Source organism: Microbacterium sp. bgisy189, assembly GCF_057707225.1.
Genome location: NZ_JBYIPT010000001.1, coordinates 543,805 through 567,110 on the forward strand (window position 1 = coordinate 543,805; position 23,306 = coordinate 567,110).

Genomic DNA, 23,306 nt, shown 5'->3' on the forward strand with positions numbered 1-23,306 from the left:
CGACCGTCAAGGATAACCCGGCGGCGGTCGGGGGCATTCCCGCGACCGATGCCGATCTCGCGCCCGCCCGGGTGTCGGGCCTGCGTCGTAGAGTGATCAACGATGAGCATGGGCGGCGGCGGTCACCCCGGCGGCGGCGGCCGACCAGGGGGATTCCGAGGCGTCGACGAGCGTGCGCAGCGTCGGCAGAACGCCGCCGCCCCGCGCGTGGCGAACCTCGGGCGACGGGTCGTGGCGCTGTTCAAGCCGTACCGCGCCCGCATCGCTGTGACCGGCCTGCTCGTCGTCGTCGGCGCGGCACTCGCGGTGATTCCGCCGTTGCTCGTCCAACGGATCTTCGACGACGCGCTCTTCCCTGTCGACGGCTCTGCGCCCGACCTGGGGCTGCTGTCGTGGCTCGTCGCGGCGATGGTCGGACTCTTCCTCCTCGGCGCCGCCGTCGGCGTGGTGCAGACGTGGCTCACCTCGACCGTGGGCAACCGCGTCACCGGGGATCTGCGGGTGCGCATGTTCGAGCACCTGCAGGCGATGGAACTCGGATTCTTCACGCGCACCAAGACCGGCGTCATCCAATCCCGCCTGCAGAATGACGTCGGCGGTGTCGCCGGCGTGCTGACCAACACGGTCACCAGCATCCTCGGCAATACCGTCACGGTCGTCGCCGCGCTCGTGGCGATGGTGCTGATCGATTGGCGACTGACCCTCATCGCGGTCGTGCTCATGCCGGTGCTCGCGCTCGTCCAGCGCCGCGTGGGCCAGGTGCGCGCGCGCATCGCGGCGCAGACGCAGGAGTCGCTGTCGGAGTTGACCGCGATCACGCAAGAGACGCTGAGCGTGTCGGGCGTCCTCCTGTCGAAGTCGTTCAATCGGCAGCGCACCGAGTCTGACCGCTACCAGGCCGAGAATCGCAACCAGGTGCGCCTGCAGGTTCGGCGCGCGATGAGCGGCCAGGGGTTCTTCGCGGTCGTGCAGGTGCTCATGTCGAGCGTTCCAGCCATCATCTACCTCGTCGCGGGCTGGCTCATCACGGGGGATGCCGGATCACTGACGGCCGGCGCGGTCGTCGCGTTCACGACCGTGCAGGCGCGACTGCTGCAACCCCTGATGGGGCTCATGCGGGTTGCGCTCGACCTGCAGACCTCCGCCGCACTGTTCGCCCGCATCTTCGAATACCTCGACCTGCGCCCGGCGATCACCGACGCCCCTGACGCCATCGACGTGGCGGACGCGCCCGGGCCGCAAGGACGCATCGAGTTCCGCGACGTCGTGTTCCGCTACCCGGACGCCGCACCGGATGCGCAGCCGACACTCGACGGCGTCTCGTTCGTCGTCGAGCCGGGCCAGCACGTCGCCTTCGTGGGACCGTCTGGCGCGGGCAAGACGACGGTGCTGTACCTGGCGCCACGGTTGTACGAAGCCCAATCGGGCTCGGTGCGCTTCGCTGGTGTTGACGTGCGGGCGCTCAGAGCCGAGTCGATCATCGATCACGTCGGCATCGTCTCGCAGGAGACCTACCTGTTCCACGCGACCATCGCCGAGAACCTGCGCTACGCCAAGCCGGATGCCAGCGACGCCGAGCTCGAGGCAGCGTGCCGCGCCGCCAACATCCACCACGTCATCGCCGGGTTCGAGCACGGGTACGACACCGTCGTGGGGGAGCGCGGCTACCGCCTGTCGGGTGGTGAGAAGCAACGCGTCGCGATCGCGCGGGTGCTGCTGAAGGACCCGCCCGTCCTGCTGCTCGATGAAGCGACGAGTGCGCTCGACACCGTCTCCGAGCGCGTTGTGCAGGCAGCGCTCGACGAGGCGGCGAAGGGACGCACCACCCTCACGATCGCCCATCGGCTGTCCACGGTGATCGGCGCCGACGTCATCCACGTCGTCGAGGCCGGTCGCATCGTCGAATCCGGCACGCACGCGCAACTGCACGCAGCCGGTGGGCTCTATGCCGAACTCGCCGCGCAACAGGTCGCCGCGGCGCGCATCGACACCTTCACCCCACGCGACGAACCGTCCACGCGCACGGCGGGGGCCATTGACGAGCGTCCAGCAGACTCATAGCGTGAGGCGGGTCGACCTCGGCACACAGCAGTGCCGCTATCCGAGAGGTGAATGATGCGTCGAACCGTCCGGGCCGCCATGGCCCTGGGAGTCTCCCTGTCCGTTGCCGCACTGGCCCTCGCGGCCCCCGCGAGCGCCGCGCCGAAGAAGGACCCACCCGGTCAGCTCATCGATGTGCAGGTGTTGGCGTTCAACGACTTCCACGGACACGTGCAGCCGGGCGATGCCGGCACGGTCGACGGGCAGGACGCCGGCAGTGCGCCCTACCTCGCGGCGAAGCTGAACGAACTGCGGACCGGACACAAGTACTCCGTCACCGCCGCCGCGGGCGACCTCATCGGCGGTTCGCCGTTCTTCTCCGGCCTGTTCCATGACGAGCCTGCCGTCGAGTCGCTCAACGCCATGGGGCTCGACGTCTCGAGCGTCGGCAACCACGAGTTCGACGAGGGTGTGACAGAGCTCCTGCGCATGCAGAACGGCGGTTGCCACCCCGTCGACGGGTGCTACTTCGAAGACGAGCCGTTCGCCGGCGCAGACTTCCAGTGGCTGTCGGCGAACGTCGTCGACGAAGCCGGCGCGACCCCGTTGCCGGAGTACTGGATCAAGAAGTTCCAGAACGTGAAGGTCGGCTTCATCGGCATGACCCTCGAAGCCACCGACACGCTCGTGGCGGCATCCGGCGTTCGCGGGTACGAGTTCCTCGACGAGGTCGAAACGGCCAACGCGCTCGTTCCCGAACTGCAGGCTCAGGGCGTCGAGGCGATCGTCGTGCTGCTGCACGAAGGCGGCATCCCGAACCCGATCACCGTCGACGGCTGCGCGAACGTCTCCGGGCCCATCGTCGCGATCAACGCGGGCCTCGACCCCGCCGTCGACGCGCTCGTCACCGGACACACCCACATGCCCTACAACTGCACGCTGCCCGACCCCGACGGCGTCGACCGCATGGTCACGAGCGCGTACTCGTACGGCCGCGTCGTGAGCGAGGTGAACCTCGTGCTCGACAAGCGCACGAAGGACGTCCGCCGCGACCTGTCATCGGCGACGAACCACGCCGTGCTGCACAACGAGCTGACCCCGGATGCCGCACAGACGGCGATCGTCGAGAAGTGGGAGCCGCTCGCCGCCGAGATCGGCGACGTGCCGGTCGGCGAGATCACCGGCGACATCCTGCGCGGCGGCACGCCTTCCGGAGCAGACCGAGGCGTCGAGTCCTCCGCGGGCAACTTCGCCGCCGACGTGCAGCAGTGGTCGATGTCGGCAGCGGGTTCCGACCTCGCGTTCATGAACCCCGGTGGCCTGCGCTCCGACCTGCTGTACGGGCAGTCGTCGGCGGGGGAGGCACCCGGCGTCGTCACGTTCGGTGAAGCGCAGACCTTCCAGCCGTTCAACAACATCCTCTCCACGTTCCCGATGACGGGGTCGCAGATCGTGTCGGTGCTGGAGGAGCAGTGCCAGCCGGCCGGCTCGTCACGTCCGATCCTGCATCTGGGTGTCTCCGATGCGCTCACCTACGATCTCGCGACGACGGTCGAGACGATCGGCGGGGTCGCCACGTGCACCTCGGTGAGTGTCACGAACGTGCTGTTCGAGGGCGCGCCGATCGATCCCGGTGCGACGTACATGGTCACGGCGAACAACTTCCTCGCCGACGGCGGTGACAGCTTCACCACCTTCGCCGAGGTCGACCCCGCCGACCGCATCACGGGGGTAAGCGACCTGGAGGCGCTGGTGAACTACCTCGGCACCTACAGCCCCGTAACGCCGCCGGGAACCGACCGCGTCAACGAGCTGTAACGCTCACCAGAGCCGGGCGGCGGCGCGCAGCGCCGCCGTTCCGGCGTCCAGGGCGATCTGTTCGCGTTCGGCGCGCTCCAGCAGCGGACGCACGAACGCGCCGAGCGCGCGGCGATATGCGCCATCGGGGTGATCCTGCGCGATCCGCACCAGCGGTGGCACGTCCATGTCGAGCATGAGGCGCACGCGCGCCGCTGCCGCCGCACGCTGGTCGGCGGTATCGAGGATCGAGAGCCCGCCGCGCATGGCGTCGAGATAGTCGCCGAGGACGACGACTTCGTCCTTGTGCTGCGTGATCGACGAGCCGTCGGCCCGCTCGCGCCAGTGCACGACGACGTCGGGGATGACGTCGAAGGCGCGGGCGCGCGTGTACATCGTCTGCGCGACGAGCTGGTCTTCGTACAGCTTGTCGACCGGAAAGCGCAGCCCGTGGCGACGCCAGAACTCGATGCGGCTCACCTTCGACCACGCCACGATGTTGCCGGAGGCATCCGGATGCCGGTCGAGCGTCGTCGCACGGCGCTCCGGCGCGGTCGCGGCAGCCACCCACGGCTGCACGATGCCGGGCGCGTAGATGCCGGCCTCGTCGGCACGCAGCCGCACATACGCGCCGACGACGAAGTCGCTGCCTGATGCGGTGATCGTCGAGACGAGCCGTTCGAGCGCGTCCGGCGTGTACCGGTCGTCGGCGTCGAGGAAGGCGACCAGCGGCGTCTCGACGAGATCGAGCGCCGTGTTGCGTGCCGCGCCGAGCCCGCGCGGCCGATCGTTGTGCACGACGCGGAACCGCGGGTCGGTTTGCGCCGCGGCGTCGAAGATCGCACCGGTCGCATCCTCTGACCCGTCGTCGACGAGCACCGCCGACCAGTCTGTGAGGGTCTGTGCGCGCAGCGATGCGATCGCCTCATCCGCGTAGGCGGCGACGTCACGGCCGGGGACGATGACGGTGACAACGGGGAGGCTCACCCGGTCGATCGTACTGCCGTGACGGCGTCGGCGACCGCGCGCGCGAGCGGCGTCGCGTCGAAGGACGCGCCGTGTCCGAACGTGAATCGCACCGCGGTTTGCGCCACCTCGGCCGGGATGCCGAGGGCGACCAGCACGTGCGAGGCCTCATCGCTGCCGGCGGCGCACGCCGACCCGCTGGAGGATACGACGCCGCGCCGCTCGAGTTCGAGCAGGACAGCCTCGCCGGAGACGCCCGCGAAGGTGAAGCTCGCCGTGCCCGCGAGCCGCCGCGTGGCGTGACCGGTCAGGCGTGCTTCGGGCACGGCCGCGAGGGTCGCGGCGATGAACGCGTCGCGCAGGGCGACGGTGCGGGCGGTGTCGGCGGTGCGTTCCGCCTCCGCGAGTTCGAGTGCCACGGCGAGGCCGACGGCGCCGGCGACGTTCTCGGTGCCGCTGCGACGTTCGCGCTCCTGCCCGCCACCGTGGATGAGCGGTTCGAGCGGCACGCGGCCCCGGATGGCGAGCGCGCCGATGCCCTGCGGTGCGCCGACCTTGTGCCCGGCGATCGACAGCGCGTCGGCACCCGTACCCGCCAGCGGGAGCCACCCGGCGGCCTGCACGGCATCCAGGTGCAGCGGCACGCGTCGCGCGGCCGTGACGGCGGCGATGGCCGCGGCATCCTGTACCGTGCCGATCTCGTTGTTCGCGTACCCGATCGAGACGAGCGCCGTGTCGTCGCGGAGGGCCGCGGCCACGTCGTCGGGGGACACGACCCCGGTGGCATCGACCGGGAGGTACGACACCGCGACGCCGTAGACGCGATCCAGGTGGGCGCACGACGCCAGGACGGATTCGTGTTCGACGGGGGTCGTCACGATGTGTCCGGGGCGGCCGTGTCGCAGCAGATCGGCGACCGCGATGCCCTTGATCGCCAGGTTGTTCGCTTCGGTGCCACCCGAGGTGAACACGATGTCGCCGGGCCGCATACCGAAGACCGCCGCGACCCGCGAGCGTGCGTCCGCCAGGACCGCTGCGGCGTGCTCGCCGACCGTGTGATGGCTCGACGGGTTGCCGAACTGCGCGCCGAGCAGCGGCAGCATCGCCTCGCGCACCTCGGGGCGCACGGGGGTGGTCGCAGCGTGGTCGAGGTAGAGCATCAGCTGCTCGCGGGCAGTTCCACCCGCACGTCGAGTCCCAGGTCGAGCGCGCGCGCCGAATGCGTGAGGGCGCCGACCGAGATGACGTCCACGCCGGTCTCGGCGATGGCGCGCACGGTCTCGAGGGTCACACCGCCCGACGCTTCGACGGTCGCCCGCCCCGCGACCATGGCGACCCCGGTGCGCAGGTCGTCGAGCGAGAAGTTGTCGAGCATGATCGTGCCGATGCCGGCGGCGAGCACCGGTTCGATCTGTGCCAGGCGATCCACCTCGACCTCGATGTGCGTCGTGTGCGGCAGTCGCGTCTTCGCCTGCAGCAGCGCTTCGGTCACCGACAGTCCGCTCGCCGTGAGGACGGCGAGGTGATTGTCCTTTGCCATGACCGCGTCCGAGAGCGAGTGCCGGTGGTTGTGGCCGCCGCCGCTGCGAACGGCGTGCCGCTCGAGTACCCGCAGCCCGGGAGTCGTCTTTCGCGTGTCGGCAATGCGCACCCCGGTACCGGCGACCGCGTCGACGTAAGAGCCGGTGAGGGTCGCGATGCCCGACATGCGCTGCGCGAAGTTCAGCCCGATCCGTTCGGCCGTGAGGACCGCGCGCGCCGGGCCCGTGATCGTCGCGAGGGTCTGGCCCGCGCTGAATCGGTCGCCGTCCGCGACCTGCCACGCCACCGCGATCGTCGGATCGGTGAGGCGGAACGCGGCGTCGAAGACGGCACTCCCGCTGAAGATGCCCGGTTCGCGCGCGGCGAGCACTGCCGTCGCGACCGCGCCGGTGGGGATGAGCGCTTCGCTCGTGATGTCGCCCCAGGGCGCGTCCTCTTCGAGGGCGGCGGCGACGATCCGGTCGACGGCGGCGAGGGTCATCATGCGGGGACTCCTTCGGCGACGGGCGTCGCGCTCGGCCCGGTTTCGGGGCCGGCGTCGATGCGATGGTGGGCGCCGACCGAGATGGTACGGTCGCGGGCCGCGGCGACGAGGTGCGCCGCGACGCGCAGCAGGTTCTCGTCCTCGTGGTCGCGTTCGCTGACCGGATGCCGAGGTGCGGCGAGCCAGCTCGCGATCGTGGCCGCGGCGGTCTCCAGCCCCGCCGCATCGCGCTCAAGTCCCGCGTGCGTCCACATGAGCTGCTGCAGGGCGTCGCGCGAGAAGCTCGCGAACCCACACGCTTTCGCCGAACCCTCGTACTTCTGCGCGGCGAACTGTGTGGGTTCGCGCAGATCGTGTGGGTTCGCGGGGGCTGCGCCGCGCGGCAGGTCGCCCGCCGGCCACACGGTGGCGTCCGCGTCGGCGCTGATCACATCGCCCGCGCGGGCACCGAACACGGCGCCTTCGAGCAGCGAATTGGACGCGAGACGGTTGGCGCCGTGCACGCCGGTGCGGGCGGCTTCACCGACCGCGTAGAGCCCCGGCAGCGAGGTGCGGCCGTGCAGATCGGTGGAGATGCCGCCCATCAGGTAGTGGGCCGCGGGGGTGACGGGGATCGGGTCCTTCGCCCAGTCGAGCCCCCGCTCCCGCACAGCGGCATCGATCGTCGGGAAGCGCCGCGCGAGGTATGCGGCGCGCTCGCCGGCGTCGGTGCTGTGGAGCACGGTCGAGTCCAGGCGCACGGGGGCGCCCTGCTCGCGGGCACGCCTGGCGATCGCGCGGGCGACGACGTCGCGGGGCGCGAGTTCGCCGTCGGGATGCGTGTCGAAGACGAACTGGCGGTCCTCGTCGTCGATGAGCGTCGCGCCTTCGCCGCGCACCGCTTCGGAGACGAGGAACGCGTCACCCACGGCGATGATCGTCGGGTGGAACTGGACGAACTCCAGTTCGCAGACGGCGGCTCCTGCCCGCAGCGCCGCGGCGATCCCGTCGCCGGTGGCCACCGGGGGATTGGTGGTGTGGGCGTAGAGCTCGCCGACCCCGCCGGTCGCGAGCACGACGGCATCCGCTTCGACGGTGCGGCGCGTGCCGGCGTGCTCCGGCGTCTCGCCGACGATGAGGTCGACGCCGGTGACACGACCCGCGTCGGCGATGAGGTCGACGAGGAACGCGTGTTCGATCACCTCGACACGGCTCGCGCGCAGCCGCTCGACGAGCGCGTGCTCGATCTCGGTGCCGGTCGCGTCGCCCCCCGCGTGCAGGATGCGCGGGTAGGAGTGCGCCGCTTCGAGACCCTTCACGAATGCGCCGTCGGCGTCGGTGTCGAAGTCGACGCCGAGCGCGATCAGTTCGCGGATGCGGTCGGGCCCCTCGTCGACGAGGACCTGCACGGCCTCTGGATCGCAGAGCCCCGCCCCGGCGGTGAGCGTGTCGCGCACATGGTCGTCGGCGCGGTCGTCGGCGAACATGACGCCCGCGATCCCGCCCTGCGCGAAGCGCGTGTTCGCGTGATCGAGCACGTCCTTGGTCACGAGCGTGACCGTGCAACCGCGTTCGACGGCGTGCAGCGCAACCGTGAGGCCCGCGATGCCCGATCCGACGACGACGGCGTGGACGATCATGCCGCCGCCGGGGGCTTGGCGGCGAGCATCCGCTCCAGCGCGACGCGGGCGGGCTCGGCGACGGACGGCGGGACGACGATGCGGTTGACGACCTCGCCCGCAACGAGCGATTCGAGCACCCACGCGAGATAACCGGGGTGGATGCGGTACATCGTCGAGCACGGACACACGACCGGGTCGAGGCAGAAGATCTCGTGCTGCGGGTGCTGCGCCGCGAGACGCTGCACGAGGTTGATCTCGGTGCCGATCGCGAACGTGGTCGGTTCGGTCGTCGCCTCGATCGCCTTGCGGATGTAGTCGGTCGAGCCCGCCTCGTCGGCGGCGTCGACGACCGGCATCGGGCACTCGGGGTGCACGATCACGCGCACGCCGGGGTGCTCGGCGCGGGCCTGGTCGATCTGGTCGACCGTGAAGCGGCGGTGCACCGAGCAGAAGCCGTGCCACAGGATGACGCGCGAGCCCTCGATCTCGTCCTCGGTCGATCCGCCGAGCGGCTTGCGGGGGTTCCACATCGGCATCTGCTCCAGCGGCACCCCCATCGCCTTCGCCGTGTTGCGACCCAGGTGCTGATCAGGAAAGAACAGCACGCGGCGGCCGCGCGCGAACGCCCACTCGAGCACGGTGCGCGCGTTGGAGGAGGTGCAGACGATGCCGCCGTGGCGGCCGACGAAGCCCTTGATCGCCGCGGAAGAGTTCATGTACGTCACCGGGATGACGGGCAGGAGGTCATCGGCATCCGGCGTGTCCATGTCGCCGAAGACGTCGGCAAGCTGCTCCCAGCATTCCTCGACCTGGTCGATGTCGGCCATGTCGGCCATCGAGCAGCCCGCTGCGAGGTTGGGGAGGATGACCGCCTGGTCGTCGCCGGAAAGCAGATCGGCGGTCTCTGCCATGAAGTGCACCCCACAGAAGACGATCGCTTCGGCCTCGGGGTGCGCCTTGGCGGCCCCGGCGAGCTGGAACGAGTCGCCGACGTAGTCGGCGTGCTGCACCACCTCTTCGCGCTGGTAGAAGTGGCCGAGCACGACGACACGGTCACCGAGGGTGGCTTTGGCGGCGCGGATGCGGGCGTCGAGATCCTCTTCGCTCGCCTCGCGGTACTCGGTGGGCAACTCGCCCTGCCGCGGGGCGCCGGTGGGGATGACATCTCCCATCGACGATCCGGGCCCGTACCCGGGACGGGTGTCGAAGTTCCAGGGCCCGGCGGCCAGCTCGGTGTTGCAGGTCTCGTCGGTCGAGGCGCCCTGCACGATCGATTGGATCGCGTGGTCGACGCTGGGGTCGACGGGGCGGGGTTCGAGGGTCAGGTTCGTGACGGTCATGATGCGTCCTTTTCGGTCAGGAGCTTCCGGACAAGATGTGGGGGACAGCTGCGGACCTCAAGTGCGGGCGGCGGGCAGCGGGCCGCGTTCGGCCAGTTCGACGTCCTGGTTGTAGCGGTACAGCCGTGCCGGTCGGTGGCTGCCCGTGCGGAAGGTCTCGGTGGGGAGGAGCGTGTCGGAGTTCTCGACCTGGCGCCGGAAGTTGGCGGGATCGAGACGGCGCCCCAGGATCGCTTCGTACACCTCGCGCAGATCGGCGAGGGTGAACGCGTCGGGCAGCAGCCCGTGCGCGATGCGGCTGTAGCCGACCTTGTTGCGCAGGCGCCAGAGTGCGTAGTCGATGATGTGCGCGTGGTCGAAGGCGAGGTCGGGCAGGTCGTTCGCGTCGAACCACGCGACGTTCTCGTCATCGACGCGGTCACGGTGTGCGGTCGAAGCCTCCTCTTCGCGCACCAGCGCCCAGTACACGATCGAGACGACGCGGCTGGGGGAGCGATCGACATCGCCGAACGCGTAGAGCTGTTCGAGGTAGCTCGGCGCGAGCGACGTGGTCTCGGCGAGGGTGCGCGATGCAGCCGTCTCGAAGCCCTCGTCGACGCCCAGCCATCCACCCGGCAGGGCCCAGGCGCCTTCGTGCGGATCGCGCGTTCGGCGTACGAGCGGCAGCACGACGGTCGGTCGGTCCTGCCCCGGGTGATGCCGGAGGCTGAAGATGACCGTCGAGACGGCGACACGGATGTCGCCGGAGACCGGAGCGCTTGTTTGTGTCATGGTGACTTTAACCTCGATGCGATCTTAGAGTCAGATGCACCTGAAGGGCAAGTCGGTGACGACGCATCCGCTGCGTGTGACGGATGGCATGCTCCCAGCCGCGTCGCATACCGTTGACGGCATCGGCCCGACCCGTGAGCCGACTGACCGCCTGGCTGCCTGATTGCCCGAACGCCTGACTGCCTGAACCGAGAGGCCACCTGTGCTCATCGTCGACATCCTCGCGATCCTCGTGCTGATCGCGGGCCTGGCCATCGGCATCGCGCGCGGGCTGGTCGCCACAGCAGGCACGATCGTTGGCCTCGTCATCGGGGTGGTCGCCGCGGTCTGGGTCGTACCGCTCATCGCACCCGGCGTCGCCGATTGGCAATACCGCTCACTGGTCCTCACCGTGGCAGCACTCGCCGTCGTCGCCCTCGGGGTCGCCCTCGGTGCGGGTGTCGGACTCGCGCTGCGCCGCGGGGTCGAGAAGTCGAAGCTCGGCGTACTCGATCGCATCCTCGGCGGGGTCGTCGACACCGCGGTCGCCGGGTTCGTCCTGCTGCTCGTCGCCGGCGCGGTCACGGCCTCAGGGACGCCGATCCTCTCGCCCGCGATCGCCTCCTCGCGCGTCATCGGAACGCTCGACGCCTTCACCCCCGCGCCCGTCGATGCGGCACTGGCCGAGCTGCGCGGCTTCGTCATCGATGAGGGCATTCCGCGGGTCGAAGAACTGCTCGCCCCGCAGGTCGAGCCGACCGCGCCGCCCGTCTCGCTCGATGACCCCGAGCTGCAGGAGGCAGCGGCATCGGTCGCACGCATCAGTGGCACGGCCTACGCCTGCGGGCTTTCGGTGACCGGTTCGGGATTCGTCGCGGCCGAGGACCTCATCGTCACCAATGCCCACGTCGTCGCCGGCGTGGACACACCCGTCGTCGAACTGCCCGGCCGCCAAGCGCGCGAGGGGCGTGTCGTCTACTTCGACCCGGTCGACGACCTCGCCGTGATCGCAGTCGACGATCTCGGCGCGACGCCGCTGCCGATCGCTGAACCGGTGAGCGCCGGCACCCCGGTGGCGGTGCAGGGGTATCCACTCGGGGGACCGTTCACGAGCGGTGCCGCCTACGTCCTGTCGGTCGGCACCGCACCCGTTCCCGACATCTACGACTCGTCCTCTGCGCCGCGTGCGGTCTATGCGCTCGAGGCACTCGTGCGTCCGGGAAACTCCGGGGGCCCGCTGCTCACCGAGGACGGCGCGGTCACCGGCGTCGTGTTCGCCCGCGGCGAGGACGACGAGACCCGCGGCTATGCGATGACGACCGACGAACTCGACCCGGTCCTGGCCGGGGTCGCCTCGTCGGATGCCGCCGTGGGCAGCGGTCGCTGCAGCAACTAGTCGATCGCCCCGATTCGCCCACCGGCCCGCTATGCTGACCGGGTAACTGAAGACAGGCCGCATGACGTGTGCGGGAGAGCTCCGGACCGCGAGGCCCGGGCACCGAAGGAGCAAGCCTCCCCGCCAATCTCTCAGGTCCGCGTACCGCTCACGTCCGGCCGCTCTGGAAAACGACCCGGGGTGCTCCTGCATCGGTGGTCGTGCCGACGGTGAAAGCCCCGCCTTCCGAGGCTGGTGGCGAAACTCTCAGGCCAATGACAGAGGGGGAGTTCTCGGATGCCGTTCCCGGCATCCGCCCGCATCCATTCGGGAGAACTCATGACCCGCAGTACCCCGCTCCACGATCGGCACACAGCCCTGGGCGCCTCGTTCACGGACTTCGGCGGCTGGTCGATGCCGGTGCGCTACACCTCCGACCTCGCCGAGCACCACGCCGTGCGCACCGCTGCCGGCCTGTTCGACATCTCACACATGGCCGAGTTCGACGTCACCGGGCCGAGTGCTGCAACGTTCCTCGACGTCGCACTCGCCGGGAGGCTCTCTTCGATGAAGGTCGGCAGAGCGAAGTACTCGCTGCTGCTGACCGAGACCGGCGGTGTGCTCGACGACGTCATCGTGTATCGCCTCGCCGACGAGCACTTCCTGCTCATCTCCAACGCCGGAAACCGCGACCTCGTCGCGACGGCGCTCGCCGAGCGCGCCGCAGCGTTCACCGACGTCACCGTCGTCGATCGCACCGACGAGTTGTCGCTGCTGGCGGTGCAGGGCCCGAGCGCCCGCGCAGTGCTCGAGGCGACCGCAGGCATCTCGGCCGTCGAGCCCGCACTCGCAGATCTCGGGTACTACGCGTGGTCGGCGGCATCCTTCGACGGCGTCGAGCTCATGATCCTGCGCACCGGGTACACCGGCGAAGACGGGTTCGAGCTGCTGGTGCCCAATGCGCAGGCCAGTGCCCTGTGGGATGCCGTGCTCGCTGCGGGGGAGCCACACGGGCTCGTCCCCGCGGGCCTCGCCGCCCGTGACACGCTGCGCCTGGAAGCCGGGATGCCGCTGCACGGCCACGAACTGTCGGTCGACATCCGCCCCGCCCAGGCGGGCATGGGCCGCGTCGTCGCCGCCGACAAAGAGTCGTTCGTCGGCAAGGACGCGCTCGCCACAGCGGATGCCGAGGCTCCCGTACTCGTCGGTCTCGTCGCCGAGGGGCGTCGCGCCGGCCGTGCCGGTTACGCCGTGCTGGATGCCGAGGGCACCACGATCGGCGAGGTCACCTCCGGCGCCCTCAGCCCCACCCTCGGCCATCCCATCGCGATGGCCTTCGTCGCCCCGGCATCCGCCGCGGTCGGCACCGATCTCTTCATCGACGTGCGGGGAACCCGCATCCCCGCCACCGTGACCGCCCTGCCCTTCTACCGGAGGAACGCATGACCGACCTGACCAGCCTCAAGTACACCGCGGAGCACGAGTGGGTCGCCCTCGACGGCGATATCGCGACCGTCGGCATCACCGACTATGCCGCCGACAAGCTCGGCGACGTCGTGTTCGTCGAACTGCCCGCCGCCGGCACCTCGATCACCGCGAACGGCGTGTGCGGCGAGATCGAGTCGACCAAGTCGGTCGGCGAGCTCTATGCACCGCTGACCGGCGAGGTCGTCGAGATCAACGACGCCGTCGACGCCGACCCGTCGCTCGTGAACCAGGACGCCTTCGCCGCGTGGCTCATCAAGGTGCGGGTCGACCCGGCCGACGTCGAGGCACTCATGGACCGCGCCGCCTACGTCGAGCTCACCGGCGGCGAGGCGTGAGCGTTCCGTTCACCGCACGCCACATCGGCACTGACGACGCCGCCCAGCGGCACATGCTCGACGTGCTCGGGCATCCGTCGGTTGCGGCGCTCGTGGAGCGTGCCGTGCCGGCATCCATCCACGTCGCGCCGGTCGAAGACAGTGTCATCCCGCCCGCGGCGTCGGAGGCGGAGGCGCTCGCAGAGCTGCGCGCGCTCGCCTCGATGAACCGGCCCGCGCGCGCCATGATCGGCCTCGGCTACTACGACACGATCACCCCGTCGGTCATCGCGCGAAACGTGCTCGAGAACCCGTCCTGGTACACCGCGTACACGCCCTACCAGCCCGAGATCTCGCAAGGGCGCCTCGAAGCGCTCATCAACTTCCAGACGATGGTCACCGACCTCACCGGACTGCAGACCGCGAACGCGTCGATGCTCGACGAGTCCACCGCCGTCGTCGAGGGGATGCTGGTCGCACGCCGCGCCTCGAAGTCGCGCTCCGACGTCTTCCTCGTCGACGCCGACGCGATGCCGCAGACTCGCGCGCTGCTCGAGCACCGTGCCGCAGCCCTCGGCATCCGCATCGTCGAGACCGACTTCGCCTCGGTCGTTGAGCGAGCCGCAGGCGAGACCAGACGCGCCGAGGTCCTCGAGGCGTTCGGCGCGTTCATCCAGTACCCCGGCGCGACCGGCCGGGTCTGGGACCCGACCGACGCGATCGCGGCCGTGCACGAGGCCGGCGGACTGGTCGTGGTCGCCGCCGACCTGCTCGCGCTGACCCTGCTGCGCTCGCCCGGATCGCTCGGCGCCGATGTCGCGGTCGGCACGACGCAGCGCTTCGGCGTGCCGATGGGCTTCGGCGGCCCGCACGCCGGCTACATGGCCGTCCGCGCAGGACTCGAGCGCCAGCTGCCGGGCCGCCTGGTCGGTGTGTCGCAGGATGCCGAGGGGCACCCCGCGTACCGGTTGTCGCTGCAGACGCGCGAGCAGCACATCCGCCGTGAGAAGGCGACGTCGAACATCTGCACCGCGCAGGTGCTGCTGGCCGTCATGGCGTCGATGTACGCCATCTACCACGGACCCGACGGGCTGCGGTCGATCGCCGCCGAGGTCGCCGGCAAGGCGACGCTGCTGCGCGACTGGATCGTGGATGCCGGCGCCGACGTGCTCCACGGCGCGTTCTTCGACACGCTCGTCGTGGCGACACCGGGGCGTGCCGACCAGGTCGTCTACGCGGCGCGCGACCGGGGCTTCCAGGTCTGGTTCCGCGACTCCGACTCGGTCGGCATCTCGGTCGACGAGACCACGACGATCGCCGATCTGCATGTGCTCGCGCAGGTGTTCGGGGGACCGGAGCACCGGGTGTTCGGCATCCTGCCCGAGGCGACTGGCGTGCCCGCTGCGCTCGCGCGCGAGGACGAGTACCTCACGCATCCGGTGTTCAACACGCACCGGTCCGAGACGGCGATGATGCGCTACCTGAAGCAGCTCGCCGATCGCGACTACGCCCTCGACCGCGGCATGATCCCGCTCGGCTCGTGCACCATGAAGCTCAACGCGGCGACCGAGATGGCCGCCGTCTCGTGGCCCGAGTTCGCCCGCGTGCACCCGTTCGCGCCCGCAGACGACGTCGCCGGGTACCTCGTCATGATCGAGCAGCTCGAGTCGTGGCTCGCTGAGGTCACCGGGTACGACGCCGTGTCGCTGCAGCCGAACGCCGGTTCGCAGGGCGAGCTCGCCGGACTGCTCGCGATCCGCGGCTACCACCACTCCCGCGGCGACCTGACGCGCGACGTGTGCCTCATCCCGTCGTCCGCGCACGGCACGAACGCGGCATCCGCCGTGCTGGCCGGTATGAAGGTCGTCGTCGTCGCGTGCGACGAGGCCGGCAACGTCGACCTCGACGACCTGCGCGCGAAGATCGCGGCGAATGCCGAGACGCTCGCGGCGCTGATGATCACCTACCCGTCGACGCACGGCGTGTACGAGCACGATGTCGTCGACATCACCGCCGCGGTGCACGACGCCGGCGGCCAGGTGTATGTCGACGGCGCGAACCTCAACGCGCTACTGGGATTCGCCCGCTTCGGCGACCTCGGCGGCGACGTGTCGCACCTGAACCTGCACAAGACGTTCGCGATCCCGCACGGCGGCGGCGGGCCTGGTGTGGGCCCGGTGGCGGCCAAGGCACACCTCGCGCCGTTCCTGCCGTCGCATCCGCTGGCGCAGCGCGCCGAGCACGCGGGCGGGTTCGTCTTCGACGGCGGTCCGATCTCGGCGGCGCCGTACGGGTCGGCATCCATCCTGCCGATCTCGTGGGCGTACGTGCGGATGATGGGCGCCGAGGGCTTGCGCGACGCGACCGGCGCCGCGGTGCTCGCCGCGAACTACGTCGCGGCGCGTCTGGCAGGTGACTTCCCCGTGCTGTACGCGGGGGAGGGCGGGCTCGTCGCGCACGAGTGCATCCTCGACCTGCGGCCGCTGCGCGAGCAGACCGGCATCACCGTCGACGACGTCGCCAAGCGCCTCATCGACTACGGCTTCCATGCCCCGACGATGTCGTTCCCCGTCGCCGGCACGCTGATGGTCGAGCCCACCGAGTCGGAGGATCTCGGCGAGCTCGACCGCTTCGTCGACGCGATGGCCGCGATCAAGCGCGAGGCGTTGGCGGTGGCCGCAGGGGAGTGGCCCGCCGACGACAACCCGCTCGTGCACGCCCCGCACACCGCCGCATCCGCCGTCGCGACGGACTGGCAGCATCCCTACACCCGCGAGCAGGCCGTGTACCCCATCCCCGGCATCGTCCGCACGAAGTACTGGCCCCCCGTCCGCCGTATCGACAACGCCTACGGCGACCGCAACCTCGTCTGCGCCTGCCCGCCCGTCGAGGCCTTCGCCTGATCCAGCCTCAGATCCGCGAGAGTACATCGGCGCGCCGAGAGGATGGGTAGCCCCCGTCCTTTCGGACGTCAGACGCGGGACGTCGGCAGCGCCCCACAGGGTCGTCGGTGCAGGGCGCGTGCGCAGCGGCAGAACGGGCATCCCGTCACTGTGCTCGCTCACGACGCCATCGCACCCCCGGAACCTGCGTGTCTGGGGACAACCCACGTGGCGCGGCCCTTGTGCAGAAGGCGATCGGAGTGAGCCCGACGCGTCCAGCGAGCGAACAACCGCGCGCCGAGATAACGGGTGAACCCCACGCTCTCGGCGGCCAGATGTACTCTCGCGGGCCGGGGACGGGCGGCCGGAGCGCGAAAGTCAGGCGGGGAGGCCGAAGAGCGCCGGCCACCACGCGGCGGCGAGGGGGTAGCCGACGAAGGCGATGACGTCGATCAGGGCGTGGGCGATGACGAGTGGCATGACACGGCCCCAGCGGTGGTACACCCAGCCGAAGACGACACCCATCGCGATGTTGCCCACGATCGCGCCGAAGCCTTGGTATGCGTGGTACGCGCCGCGCAGTGCCGCGGTCGACAGGATGATCGTCCAGGTGCTCCACCCCAGGCGGCGCAGCCGGTCGAAGAGGTATCCGATGAAGATGACCTCCTCGGTGAGCCCCGCGCGCAGCGCTGCAAGCAGGAGGAGCGGAATCGTCCACCACGACGAATCGAGTGGTGAGGCATCCACCTGCACCGTGATGCCGAGTGCCCTGCCGCCGGCATACAGGGCGAGGCCGGGGATGCCGATGACCGCCACCAGCAGCACACCGGTCGCGGCATCTCGGCCGATCCGACCGAAGTCGAGACCGATGCGTGCGAACGCCGAGCGAGTCGGCTCCCACAGGAAGTAGATGGCCAGGGCCACCGGAACGAGCGCGAAGAATTGCGAGAGGAACTGGGACAGCACATCCCAGAACTGCTCCGCATCGGCGCCGGGGTTCAGTGAGGTCGACTGCGACCCGAGGGATTCCTCGCGGGTGAGCGCCTGGATCAGCGAGAGGACCGAGTAGAGCGCGGACCGGCCGACGGAGAGTGCGAGGACGAGCGCGATCTCCCACCACAACCGTGTGCGAAGCGCGCGTTGCGTGCGCGGGGAACTGCGCGAAAACTCGGGCTCTGTATCCGTCACGTTGTCAGAATGTCACAGGCATGTTGATTTCAGTAAAGGATCTGTAACGGTTTCGCGCGGCGCGTTTGCCAGGAGTGTGCGGTCTGCTTATGGTGTGGGTTATCCGCGCCCAGGGTTGCTTCAGGCTGGGCGCACAACCCTTGCACAGGAGGAAATGTGAAGATCGCGCGTCTTTCGGCGGGCGTGGCTGTTGTGGCCGTGGGAGCGCTTGCGCTCTCGGGCTGCGGCAACCCGTACCAGTCGGAGGTTCAGGAAGGCACCGAGCTCTTCGTTGCCTACAACGAAGGCTTCATGGCGTTCAACTCGAGCAGCTCGGCCGGTAACAACACCGCCAACTCGAACATCAAGTACATGACCGACATGGCGTCGTCGTGGGTCTACTACAACAACACCCCCGAACTCGTCCACAACGAGGAGTTCGGCACGCTGGAGAAGAGCAGCGACGACCCGCTGACCGTCGACTACGCGATCACCGCCGAAGCCGTCTGGTCCGACGGCGTGCCGATCGACGAGGCCGACATGCTCATGCACTGGGCTGCCATGTCGGGCAACGTCGAAGGCGGCTGGGCTCCCGCGTCCACGTCCGGCTGGAACCTGGTCACCGAGACCCCCGAGATCGGCGAGAAGGAGATCACGTTCGTCTACGACGAGCCCTACGTCGACTGGGAGCTCATCGGCCCCCTCGGCGTTTCGGCGCACGGCACCTACGCGCTGGCCTACCCGGAGGAGTACTCCGACGTGCAGGCCGCGTGGGACACCTACCAGGGCGAAGACAGCGACGAGAACTTCACGGCGTACCAGGATGCCGCGAAGGCCTTCGCAGAGGATGCCAAGGCAGCGGTCATCTCTGCCATCCAGGACGGCGACACCGAGGTGCTCACCGCGTTGGCGACCGCGTGGAACGACGACTACGTCTACACGTCGATGCCCGACAGCCCGGCCGCGTTCCTCACCGCCGGTCAGTACAACCTCGTCGACACCGTCGAGGACCAGTACACGACCATCGAGGCGAACCCGCTGTTCACGTGGGGTCCGTCGCCGAAGTACGAGCGGATCACGGTTCGCGCGATCGCGGACTCGACCACGGCGCTGCAGGCGCTGCAGTCGGGGGAGCTTGACATCTGGACGGGTCAGCCGACGGCCGACATCCTCCAGCTGGCCAACGACATCGACACCGCCGAGGTGCAGACCGGTGTCCAGGCTTCGCACGAGCACGTCGACCTGACCGTCAACAACGGTGGTCCGTTCGACCCCGCCACGTACGGCGGCGACGAGGAGAAGGCCCTCAAGGTTCGCCAGGCGTTCCTGAAGACCATTCCGCGTGACGAGATCGTCGAGAAGATCATCAAGCCGCTGAACCCCGAGGCCACCGTGCGCAACACGCACCTGGTCAGCGAGGCCGACGGCGAGCGCTACCCGATCCTTTCGGAGGCGAACGGCTCGGCTGACTACGCTGCGGTCGACATCGAGGGCGCCAAGGCGCTGCTCGCTGAGGCAGGCGTCACCGGCGAGGTCGAGGTCGGCTTCTGGTACCCCGAGGGCAACGTCCGTCGTGGCCAGGAGTTCGAGCTGATCGCCTCTTCGGCGGCGAAGGCCGGCTTCACGCTGGTCGACGAGAGCGAGCCGAACTGGGTCTTCACCGACCCGTCGCAGGAGCCGATCAACCCGCACGACGCGACGATCTTCGCGTGGTCGCAGACCTCGCTCGCTGTCGGTGGCTCGGACCAGATCTACGCCTGCTACGACGAGCCGATGGCCAAGGGCGGTAACTACAACGGCTACTGCAACCAGGAGGTCTCGGACGCGCTGAAGACGCTGAACGTCACGTCGGACGCGGACGAACAGACCGAGCTCCTGACCACCGCTGAGACGGGCATCTGGGCCGACGCAGTGTCGATCCCGATCTTCCAGCACCCGGGCCTGCTCGTCTCGAGCAACCGCGTGACGGAGGTCAAGGCCATGCCGCTGAGCCCCGACTACTTCTGGAACTTCTGGGAGTGGACGCCGGCTGACGGCGAATAAGCCGCGCTGATGTCGGCCGGGCGGGCGTGTCCCGCCCGGCCGACACCGCGACATGCAGGACTGTGGGTGCCGAGGAGACCCTTCGGCACCCACAGTCATGTCGGGGCTGACCACGAGCGGGCCCCGACCCGTACTATTCACTCACCGGACTTCCCGATCGGAACGGCCATGACCTCAGCGACACCCCCGGGAGGTAGCTCTTGCTGACCTTCATCCTTCGACGACTCGGCGCGATCCTCCTGGTTCTGTTGGTCGCCTCGTTCATCGTGTACAACCTGACCGCCATCGGATCGGACCCGTTGGCCGACTTGCGCGGCAGCACGTCGTCGGACCGGCAGGAGCGGATCGATCAGCGCATCGAACAGCTGAGCCTCAATCTGCCGCCGGTCGTGCGTTACTTCACCTGGCTCGGTGGCGCATCGAAATGCCTCATCTTCCAGTGCGATCTCGGCATCGCCTTCAGCCGAAGCGACCAACCCGTCACTGCCGCTGTCGCCAATGCCGCCAGCTCGACGATCCAGCTCGTCACCGCCGCGACCATCATCGCGATCATCGTCGGTATCACCATCGGCATCCTGACCGCCTTGCGCCAGTACAGCGGATTCGACTACACGGTCACCTTCCTGACCTTCATCGTCTACTCGCTCCCGATCTTCTGGATCGCCGTGCTGCTCAAGGAGTACGGCGCGATCCAGTTCAACCAGTTTCTCGCTGATCCGTACATATCGATCCCAGCGATGATCGTCTCCGGCTTGATCGCAGGCGTCATCTTCATGAGCGTGCTCGGGGGCGACGTGCGCAAGCGCCTCATCACGTTCGGCTCGGCGTTTGCCGCCGTCGTGCTCCTCCTCGCGTTCCTGCAGGTCACCGATTGGTTCTCACGCCCCACGGTCGGCATCATCGGCGTGATCATCACCGGGCTTGCGGCCGCTGTCGGCGTCACCGCGATCTCGACGGGCCTTGCCAACCGGCGCACCCTGTACGCGGCGCTGATCACCGTCGCCGTGTGGGCAGCGCTCTACCAGCCGATGCAGTACCTGTTCACGTTCGTGCCGCAGGGCTGGATGCTGCTGGGAATGTACGTGGTCTCGATCCTGCTCGGCGTCGGCGTCGGCCTGCTGATCGGCGGCGAGGGCAAGAAGGAGGCGGCGCGGACCGCCGCGATCGTGAGTTTCATCACCTTCTTCGTCATGGTCATCGACCGCACGATGCTCGTCTACCCCGACTATCTTCGCCGTATCCCGCAATCCGGCGCGATCGCGACAATCGGCTCGGAGACGCCGAACCTGCGTGGCGACATGTGGTTCCAGATCATGGACGGGTTCACCCACCTGATCCTGCCGACCATCGCGCTCTCGCTGGTCTCGATCGCGGCATACACCCGCTACGCCCGCTCGAGTCTGCTCGAGGTGATGAACCAGGATTACGTGCGCACCGCACGCGCCAAGGGCCTGAGCGAACGAACGGTCATCGTCCGCCACGCCATGCGCAACGCCCTCATCCCGATCGCGACGATCATCGCCTTCGACATCGGGGCGCTGATCGGCGGCGCCGTCATCACCGAGACCATCTTCGCCTGGCGCGGGATGGGATCACTGTTCGTGACCGGGCTCGAGCGAGGAGATGTGAACCTGGTGATGGGCTTCTTCGTCGTCACCGGCGTCCTCGCGGTCATCTTCAACCTGATCGCCGACCTCTTGTATTCCGCCCTCGACCCCCGGATTCGGGTGAGCTGACATGTCGACCACACCACTTTCCACCGACGCCCCCGAAGACCGCGGGTCGGAACAGTCGCTCGAGCAGAAGGCCATCGCCGGTCTCAGCCAGGGGCAGCTCGTCCGCCGCCGCTTCTTCCGTCACCGCGGCGCCATGATCGCCCTGATGGTCCTCTTCCTGACGATCGTGTTCGCCTTCAGTTCCGTCGGCACCGTCATCGGCAGCGGCGCGCTCAGCGCCACCTCCGAGGGCACCCTGCGCCTGTCGGGCTGGCGGATCCCCGGATGGTGGGACAAGGACTGGTACACCGCGTATCCAATCGTCAATGGCGGCCAGCCGACGATGAGTCTCGTCCCGTTCGCGATCGGTGAGCACCCGTTCGGGCAGGACACGCTGGGCAAGGACGTGTTCGCGCAGGTGATGCGCGGTGCGCAGCAGTCGATCACGGTCATGTTCCTGGTCGGCGCCGTCTCGCTCGTCCTCGGCGTTGTGGTCGGCGCGCTCTCCGGGTTCTTCCGCGGCTGGGTCGATTCGGTGCTCATGCGCATGACCGACGTCGTGATCATCATCCCGATCATCGTCATCGGCTCGATCATCGGCAAGCTGCTCGGCGGATCGCCCGCCTGGGTGTTCGGCCTGTTCCTCGGGATCCTGAGCTGGACGGGCCTCGCGCGACTGGTGCGCGGTGAGTTCCTCGCGCTGCGTGAACGAGAATTCGTGGATGCCGCTCGCGTCGCCGGCGCCTCCAACAGCCGGATCATCTTCCGCCACATCCTGCCCAACGCGGTCGGCGTCATCATCGTCAACACGACGCTGCTGATGAGCGCCGCGGTCCTCATCGAGGCGGCTCTGTCCTTCATCGGCTTCGGGATCACCTACCCCGACGTGTCACTCGGTCAGATCATCTCGGAGTACCGCGAAGCGTTCCGCACGCGGCCATGGCTGTTCTGGTGGCCGGGCTTCTTCATCATCATCCTGGCCCTCTGCATCAACTTCATCGGCGACGGCTTGCGCGACGCGTTCGACCCGCGCCAGCAGTCGAAGGTGAGCAAGCGCAAGGCCGCCAAGGCGGTTGCGGCTGTGCCGTCGGTGCAGCCCGGTTCGGTGCTCGTGTCGGAGACCAGCGCTGACGACCCGCGCGGGGTCGCCTCCGATGCGCCCCCGGCGGCGCGCCGCGGGAAGGACGATCAGGCGTGAACGGACAGCACGAACAGCGACGCGATCGCCGCTCCCACCAACAGCACGGTGGTGCCCGCGGGCAGGACCGCCCAGCTGGTCACGGTGCCACCTGGCAGGCCCGGAGCGCCGGAGCGACGGTGACGCTCGAGACCGCGGTGCACAAGGGTCGCCGCGTCACCGGAGAGGGTGCCCTCGGCATCCGACGGCCGGCGCGTGTCGCCGTCTCCGGGCGCGCGGTGCACGTCTTCGCGCCGCGTACGCAGCGCCTGGCGGGCGCCGGGCGCAGGTGCCGCCCAGGCGCGCAGGATGCGACCGTCGACGGTGCGCACCGTGAGGGCGTAGCGCGACTCGACATCGGTGATGTCGCCCCACGGCACCCGATGCGTGCGCAACGGGTTGCGGATCTCGATGAAGCCCTCAGAGATCGTGACGGTCGGGCGGATGTAGAGCAGCCACGCCAACCAGCCGAACGCGATGATCGGCCAACCCCACTGCAGCACCGCCACGGGTCCGTCGGTGACGGCGAGCCAGATGAGGGCGACAGCGCAGACGGACATGGCGACGGCGGCGAGAACCACGCCGCCGCGCGGGCGGAAGACGACCGGATCGGGCATCTGCCCAT

The 23,306-nt window shown here is 69.2% G+C and carries 17 protein-coding genes and 2 riboswitches; of the genes, 9 read left to right on the plus strand and 8 right to left on the minus strand.

Translation table 11 applies throughout. The annotated features are described in order from the left end of the window. The first annotated feature begins 102 nt into the window (after positions 1-102). Together AC3ENX_RS02625 and AC3ENX_RS02630 are read left to right on the plus strand one after the other, a co-directional pair. A complete protein-coding gene (locus tag AC3ENX_RS02625; RefSeq protein ID WP_434810275.1) occupies positions 103-2,061 on the plus strand; it encodes an ABC transporter ATP-binding protein in 1,959 nt (652 codons plus the stop codon). A gap of 78 nt (positions 2,062-2,139) precedes the next feature. Next, positions 2,140-3,858: a bifunctional metallophosphatase/5'-nucleotidase gene (locus tag AC3ENX_RS02630; RefSeq protein WP_434810276.1), complete on the plus strand. Its 1,719-nt coding sequence runs from the start codon at positions 2,140-2,142 to the stop codon at positions 3,856-3,858. Between the two features lie 3 nt (positions 3,859-3,861). On the opposite strand, the gene AC3ENX_RS02635 is transcribed toward AC3ENX_RS02630, so the two are convergent. From AC3ENX_RS02635 to AC3ENX_RS02660, 6 genes are read right to left on the minus strand one after another with little or no spacing between them, the layout of a single operon-like run. After that, positions 3,862-4,824 carry a glycosyltransferase family 2 protein gene (locus tag AC3ENX_RS02635; RefSeq protein WP_434810277.1) on the minus strand — a complete coding sequence of 321 codons (963 nt, stop codon included), beginning with the start codon at positions 4,822-4,824 and terminating at the stop codon, positions 3,862-3,864. Beyond that, positions 4,821-5,963 (minus strand): cysteine desulfurase family protein, encoded by a 1,143-nt coding sequence (locus AC3ENX_RS02640; RefSeq protein WP_434810278.1) that lies wholly within the window; start codon positions 5,961-5,963, stop codon positions 4,821-4,823. The genes AC3ENX_RS02635 and AC3ENX_RS02640 overlap by 4 nt, the downstream gene beginning before the upstream one ends. Beyond that, positions 5,963-6,829: a carboxylating nicotinate-nucleotide diphosphorylase gene (gene nadC, locus AC3ENX_RS02645; protein ID WP_434810279.1), complete on the minus strand. Its 867-nt coding sequence runs from the start codon at positions 6,827-6,829 to the stop codon at positions 5,963-5,965. Before nadC ends, AC3ENX_RS02640 begins: the two co-directional genes overlap by 1 nt. Continuing rightward, positions 6,826-8,448, minus strand: a complete 1,623-nt coding sequence (gene nadB, locus AC3ENX_RS02650) for an L-aspartate oxidase (protein WP_434810280.1) — start codon at positions 8,446-8,448, stop codon at positions 6,826-6,828. Before nadB ends, nadC begins: the two co-directional genes overlap by 4 nt. After that, positions 8,445-9,770 carry a quinolinate synthase NadA gene (nadA, locus tag AC3ENX_RS02655; RefSeq protein ID WP_434810281.1) on the minus strand — a complete coding sequence of 442 codons (1,326 nt, stop codon included), beginning with the start codon at positions 9,768-9,770 and terminating at the stop codon, positions 8,445-8,447. Before nadA ends, nadB begins: the two co-directional genes overlap by 4 nt. Before the next feature lie 57 nt (positions 9,771-9,827). After that, complete coding sequence (locus AC3ENX_RS02660; RefSeq protein WP_434810282.1) at positions 9,828-10,541, minus strand: NUDIX hydrolase; 714 nt, start codon at positions 10,539-10,541, stop codon at positions 9,828-9,830. Positions 10,542-10,743: 202 nt separating this feature from the next. On the opposite strand from AC3ENX_RS02660, the gene AC3ENX_RS02665 reads away from it, so the two are divergent. The 4 genes from AC3ENX_RS02665 (at position 10,744) to gcvP (ending at position 16,600) form a co-directional block, all read left to right on the plus strand. Next, positions 10,744-11,916 carry a MarP family serine protease gene (locus AC3ENX_RS02665; protein WP_434810283.1) on the plus strand — a complete coding sequence of 391 codons (1,173 nt, stop codon included), beginning with the start codon at positions 10,744-10,746 and terminating at the stop codon, positions 11,914-11,916. A 61-nt stretch (positions 11,917-11,977) separates the two neighbouring features. Further along, positions 11,978-12,073: riboswitch (glycine riboswitch) on the plus strand. A 1-nt stretch (position 12,074) separates the two neighbouring features. Next, positions 12,075-12,184, plus strand: a riboswitch (glycine riboswitch). Between the two features lie 50 nt (positions 12,185-12,234). Further along, positions 12,235-13,341: a glycine cleavage system aminomethyltransferase GcvT gene (gene gcvT, locus AC3ENX_RS02670; RefSeq protein ID WP_434810284.1), complete on the plus strand. Its 1,107-nt coding sequence runs from the start codon at positions 12,235-12,237 to the stop codon at positions 13,339-13,341. Then, complete coding sequence (gene gcvH / locus AC3ENX_RS02675) at positions 13,338-13,718, plus strand: glycine cleavage system protein GcvH (RefSeq protein WP_434810285.1); 381 nt, start codon at positions 13,338-13,340, stop codon at positions 13,716-13,718. Before gcvT ends, gcvH begins: the two co-directional genes overlap by 4 nt. Positions 13,719-13,771: 53 nt before the next feature. Next, a complete protein-coding gene (gene gcvP / locus AC3ENX_RS02680; RefSeq protein ID WP_434810388.1) occupies positions 13,772-16,600 on the plus strand; it encodes an aminomethyl-transferring glycine dehydrogenase in 2,829 nt (942 codons plus the stop codon). Positions 16,601-16,957: 357 nt separating this feature from the next. Here gcvP and AC3ENX_RS02685 read toward each other — a convergent pair whose 3' ends face one another. Continuing rightward, the gene (locus AC3ENX_RS02685) at positions 16,958-17,767 is read right to left on the minus strand and encodes a CPBP family intramembrane glutamic endopeptidase (RefSeq protein ID WP_434810286.1); all 810 of its coding nucleotides are present in this window, start codon (positions 17,765-17,767) and stop codon (positions 16,958-16,960) included. Between the two features lie 156 nt (positions 17,768-17,923). Between AC3ENX_RS02685 and AC3ENX_RS02690 the strand changes: the two genes are divergently transcribed. The 3 genes from AC3ENX_RS02690 (at position 17,924) to AC3ENX_RS02700 (ending at position 22,702) form a co-directional block, all read left to right on the plus strand. Then, positions 17,924-19,789: an ABC transporter family substrate-binding protein gene (locus AC3ENX_RS02690; protein ID WP_434810288.1), complete on the plus strand. Its 1,866-nt coding sequence runs from the start codon at positions 17,924-17,926 to the stop codon at positions 19,787-19,789. Positions 19,790-19,989: 200 nt separating this feature from the next. Further along, entirely contained in the window at positions 19,990-21,525 is a 1,536-nt protein-coding gene (locus tag AC3ENX_RS02695) for an ABC transporter permease (protein ID WP_434810289.1), read from the plus strand. Position 21,526: 1 nt separating this feature from the next. Next, positions 21,527-22,702, plus strand: coding sequence for an ABC transporter permease (locus AC3ENX_RS02700; RefSeq protein ID WP_434810290.1), 1,176 nt, complete (start codon positions 21,527-21,529; stop codon positions 22,700-22,702). Here AC3ENX_RS02700 and AC3ENX_RS02705 read toward each other — a convergent pair. Then, positions 22,693-23,298, minus strand: coding sequence for a PH domain-containing protein (locus AC3ENX_RS02705; RefSeq protein WP_434810291.1), 606 nt, complete (start codon positions 23,296-23,298; stop codon positions 22,693-22,695). The two genes, AC3ENX_RS02700 and AC3ENX_RS02705, sit on opposite strands and share 10 nt — an antisense overlap. Between the last annotated feature and the right edge of the window lie 8 nt (positions 23,299-23,306).

Coding starts and splice junctions, on each gene's coding strand:
- AC3ENX_RS02625 (WP_434810275.1), top strand. CDS start 103: ATGAGCATGGGCGGCGGCGGTCACCCCGGCGGCGGCGGCCGACCAGGG.
- AC3ENX_RS02630 (WP_434810276.1), top strand. CDS start 2,140: ATGGCCCTGGGAGTCTCCCTGTCCGTTGCCGCACTGGCCCTCGCGGCC.
- AC3ENX_RS02640 (WP_434810278.1), bottom strand. CDS start 5,963: ATGCTCTACCTCGACCACGCTGCGACCACCCCCGTGCGCCCCGAGGTG.
- nadC (WP_434810279.1), bottom strand. CDS start 6,829: ATGATGACCCTCGCCGCCGTCGACCGGATCGTCGCCGCCGCCCTCGAA.
- nadB (WP_434810280.1), bottom strand. CDS start 8,448: ATGATCGTCCACGCCGTCGTCGTCGGATCGGGCATCGCGGGCCTCACG.
- nadA (WP_434810281.1), bottom strand. CDS start 9,770: ATGACCGTCACGAACCTGACCCTCGAACCCCGCCCCGTCGACCCCAGC.
- AC3ENX_RS02660 (WP_434810282.1), bottom strand. CDS start 10,541: ATGACACAAACAAGCGCTCCGGTCTCCGGCGACATCCGTGTCGCCGTC.
- gcvT (WP_434810284.1), top strand. CDS start 12,235: ATGACCCGCAGTACCCCGCTCCACGATCGGCACACAGCCCTGGGCGCC.
- gcvH (WP_434810285.1), top strand. CDS start 13,338: ATGACCGACCTGACCAGCCTCAAGTACACCGCGGAGCACGAGTGGGTC.
- gcvP (WP_434810388.1), top strand. CDS start 13,772: ATGCTCGACGTGCTCGGGCATCCGTCGGTTGCGGCGCTCGTGGAGCGT.
- AC3ENX_RS02700 (WP_434810290.1), top strand. CDS start 21,527: ATGTCGACCACACCACTTTCCACCGACGCCCCCGAAGACCGCGGGTCG.
- AC3ENX_RS02705 (WP_434810291.1), bottom strand. CDS start 23,298: ATGCCCGATCCGGTCGTCTTCCGCCCGCGCGGCGGCGTGGTTCTCGCC.